Here is a 3,957-nt window from a genome sequence, read left to right as displayed (position 1 = left end):
CGGACACGTTTCCGCGCACCGAGGTCGGGAAGCACGCGGTGATCCATGCTGCGACCCGCTCTTGGTATGTCACTTCGCCAGTCTCCCTGATGTATTCTTTCTCATCTTTGCCACAGCATCTAGTCTCTGCCAACCCGAATTCTCCATCATCCAGTATCCTACGCAAGTTCCTCGCATCACGCCCGTGTGCAGGGGATCGTCTTCGGAGGTATCCGATACCGCCACTCCCGTAGCGCTTCGCGTCCGCGTTCATCGCGCCGTCGATACCGCTCCCAGCCGTTTGCCTTGAGGTAGGCGGAGACGCGCATCTGGTCGCCGCGGGTCCAGCGGGCGGGTTCGAGCCCGATGGCCTCTTCCAGGATCTCGCCCACCGACACGTCTGCCAGCGGCGTCGCTCGCGCCACGCTTTCCGTGCGGGAGTTGCCGTAGTCGGGGAAACCGTCCGAAACCGTCCGGATCTCGTGTGTCATCCAATGTTCGATAAGATCGTCCCAGGCGTCGGACTGGTAGCGACGATCCTGTTCTTCGCGGGCTTCTGCCAATAGCGCCGCATCGTCGATCCACCAGATCGCACCCTCGCGGAAGCGGTGGACGGCTTCGGCCCAGACCTGGTCACGGTCGCGGGCGAGAGCCGCGATGTCGATGGTACCACAGCGGAGCGGCCAGAAGCGGCGGTTGCCGGTTTCGTCGCGCAGATAGGTGTCGGGGTTGACCGTGCCCGCGAAGACGCATTGACGGGGAACCTCGACAGTGTAGCGGCCATAGGGCGGGCGAAAACGGTCGGTGGTGCGGGTCAGGAACGCCTTGATGCGGGACACTTCTGCGCGGCCTATGGCGTCGAGTTCAGCGATTTCCACGATCCAGATCCCCTGCATGTGGATCGCCGCGTCCTTGGACCCCAGCTCGGGCAGCTCGTCGGTGAAGCATTCCTCGCCCGCCAGCACCTTGAGTGCGGTGGACTTCCGCGCGCCTTGCGGGCCTTCGAGGATCAGCATGTGGTCGGCCTTGACCCCCGGCCGGAAGATGCGGGCGACCGCAGAAATCAGCCACAGCGCGCCAACGGTGTGATGGAAGGCAGTGGGTTCGGCCCCGAGATAGGTGCTGGTCCACGTTTCGATCCGGCGCGTGCCATCCCAGCGCAGGTGATCCAGCCAGTCCCGAACCGGGTGGATGCGATGATCGCGTGCCACCGCTCCAATGGCACGTCCGACCACCATGGGGGCGACGTTGACGCCGCGCAGTTGCAGCCATTCGGCGGTGCGAACTTCGTCCGTATCCTCCCACGGGCGGGGAAATGGGCCGGTCGCGCCATCCCATGGCAGCGGTTGCCGCACAACGATTGCCTGCGCGAAGTCGTCGAAGGCCAGAACTCCGGCGAAGGCGACATCGGAGGTCAGGGCAATGATGACATTGGCTTCGTTGCGTTCTGGTGTTCCCGCCATGTCCTGACGCAGGCGGTTGTACCAAGCCGGTTTGGAAATGCGTGCATTCGGATCGCCACTGGCGTTCACGCGGCGACCGAGTTCCGTCATCTGCTTTTCGAGGATCGCCATGGGAATTCCGGTCGCGACCTTGATGTGCGCGAGGATCTGGCGCACTGGCAGCGGGTCCAACCGCGCAAGTGCGATGCGGCCGAGAAGCTGGCCAAGGGTCGTGATGTCGGGTGGGTCGGTCAGTGCCTCGGCAGCGGTGACGAGAGCCGCGATGTCATTGTCGCCGAAAGGGCGGGTTTCCAGCTCGGCCGCCGGACTGGTCGCAGCAGCGCCCTCGCCAGAGCGATAATCAGCGGCGCAGGTTCCACGCATCAGGTCGTCGTTGAAATCATCGCCGTGGAGGGGCAAGACGATTTCATTTGGAATGTCGGCCCGGTTCAGCCGGTCGGACAAGGTCGCGGCGGCCTGACGCCCGACATCGCCCGCGTCAGCGTAGATGGTGATGCGCGTCGTGCCCTCGGGCCAGCGAAAGCGCGCCAGCCCATCGGCCGAAAGGGCCGCCCAAACCGCTGTGCCGAACAGGTCGTGTGCGGCAATTGCCGTCTCGATGCCTTCGGCCACGCCAAGGTGGCCGTCGTCTGGCATGGCATAGAGGCGCACTGCGGCGTCTGCCACCGAACCCAGCATCTTCTTGCCCGCGGGGGCCTTAGCGCTGCCGTCATCGAGAAGAAATGTCCTATGGATGCCGGGCGACCGATCACCGTTGGCGAACCGCGCCACTGCGATCAGCCCCGGCCAACCGCGCTTGGTCTCGAAATCAGCAAGGTCAGGATAGAACATCAGATCCGGCGAGGCAGCATCCGATAGCCCGCGCGCGCGGAGGTAGTCTTCACCCACGGAGCCCGCCAACGGGACGGCGCCAGCGATAAGCCTGGCGATCTCGGCGGAATGATCGGGCTTTGGGCGCGGTGCGGACCGAGGCGCCGGGTGGTCCATGCCCGCGATGCGCGCCGCCGCGTCGAAAAGTGCTCCGTCAGAGAGGCCGGTTGCCTGTGCGATCAAGTCGATCGGGCCCGCACGCTCGCCGGTGGCATAATCGAAACCCCAGCCGGCATAGGGCCCATCGAGATGGATGGTGCAGGATCCCTCCTTGCGCGGGGCCCGGCCGGAAAGATCGGCGCAACGCAACGCGCGCCGGTCACGGGCAAGCTGCGCCTCCGGAAACAACTGCGGCAGCCAGTCGTTGGCCGTGATGGCCAGCCGGTCACGCACCGCCGCCAGATCACGGCGCGGGTTGGAAGTGGCGACATCGTTCAGGTCGATCATCGCGTTCCCTTTATGCCAGCAGCACCAGGCCACGTTCGGCCCGGGTGATCGCGGTATAAAGCCAGCGGCGGCGGTCGAGATCGGTACGGCCCATCCCGTCATCCCAGACGATGACATTCTCCCATTGCGAGCCCTGCGCCTTGTGGGCTGTGATCGCCCAGCCGAAGGTGGCTTCGGTCAGAAGGCGCTTGTCCTTCCAGTCACGGTCGTGACGTTTGGGGTCATTGGCGACATGATCCTCGAAATGCCCCTTGTAGACGCGCAAACGGCCCGGTCGGCCGTCGCGATCAAGGGGCCCGACCCGGCGACCATCCTCATCATGGACTATGGCCGAGAAATGGAGACTGCCTTCGTCGACGATGCCTTCCAGCGTCAGAAACATGCCGTTGATCAGCCCGAGGTCGTTCTGGTTTTTCAGGCAGATGATCTTTTCTGCCGCGCCGGTGGGCAGGTATGTCCCGCCAAACCCCGCTGCCGCGCGCATGGCGTTGTTCAACTGCAGCCGCGTCGCGTTCAGACCGCAGATCAACTGTCCGCCCCGAAGTGCCTGATCCGGGGTGATGTCGCCTTTGCGCAGCTTTGCCACGAAAGTGTCGTAAGTGCCGAATCCGATGGGTTCGCCCATCCTCGCCATGGTGGCCAGCCGGATGATCGCGCTTTCGGCCGCCTGGCGGTGGATTTCCGTGAGCATCACGTCGGGCGCGTCGCGGGTGAAGGCACCTTCGCCCTTGATGGGGGGCAACTGGCCGGGATCGCCCAGCACAAGGATCGGCTTGCCGAAACTCATCAGGTCGCGCGCCATCTCCTCGCCCACCATTGACACCTCATCCAGCACGATCAGCTTGGCATCGGCGGCGTCGCTCTGCGGGTTCAGGGCAAAGCGGGGGTGTTTCATGGCCGAGAGCGCCTGGCGCATTGCCTCGATCCCGGCTTCGGCCGCCGTCCGGTCAAAACCCGTCAGCCTGCGGGCGGCGGTTTCCGCCACCTGCACCTTTACGGCGGCGGCTGCGACTTCTTCTTCGGTCGACTCGATCACCGAATAGATCAGGCTGTGGATGGTGCGCGCGGGCGTGCCCTTGCGGTTCAGAACCAATGCGGCCTTGCCGGTGAAGGTGGCGGTGACCACGCCCGGTACGCAGCTGCCGTCCTTGGCGCTGCGGTGGGGTGACAGGCCGAGGTCGTCCAGGGCAAACTTCAG

General features: G+C 64.8%; 2 protein-coding genes. Both read right to left on the bottom strand.

The window, feature by feature from the left end; genetic code table 11:
- Positions 1-176: 176 nt before the first annotated feature.
- A complete protein-coding gene (locus RMO18_RS20305; protein WP_309668337.1) occupies positions 177-2,759 on the bottom strand; it encodes a VapE domain-containing protein in 2,583 nt (860 codons plus the stop codon).
- A 10-nt stretch (positions 2,760-2,769) separates the two neighbouring features.
- On the bottom strand, positions 2,770-3,957 hold a 1,188-nt coding region (locus tag RMO18_RS20300; protein WP_309668336.1), incomplete at its 5' end, for an ATP-binding domain-containing protein.

This window comes from Tabrizicola sp., from assembly GCF_031377265.1.
Taxonomy (GTDB): domain Bacteria; phylum Pseudomonadota; class Alphaproteobacteria; order Rhodobacterales; family Rhodobacteraceae; genus JAUYQR01.
Note: the sequence above shows the minus strand (reverse complement) of the source record. Positions and strands in the feature narration are given on the sequence as shown.

Excerpts from the sequence above, each read along its gene's own strand:
- RMO18_RS20305 (WP_309668337.1), bottom strand. The coding sequence starts at position 2,759 with ATGATCGACCTGAACGATGTCGCCACTTCCAACCCGCGCCGTGATCTG.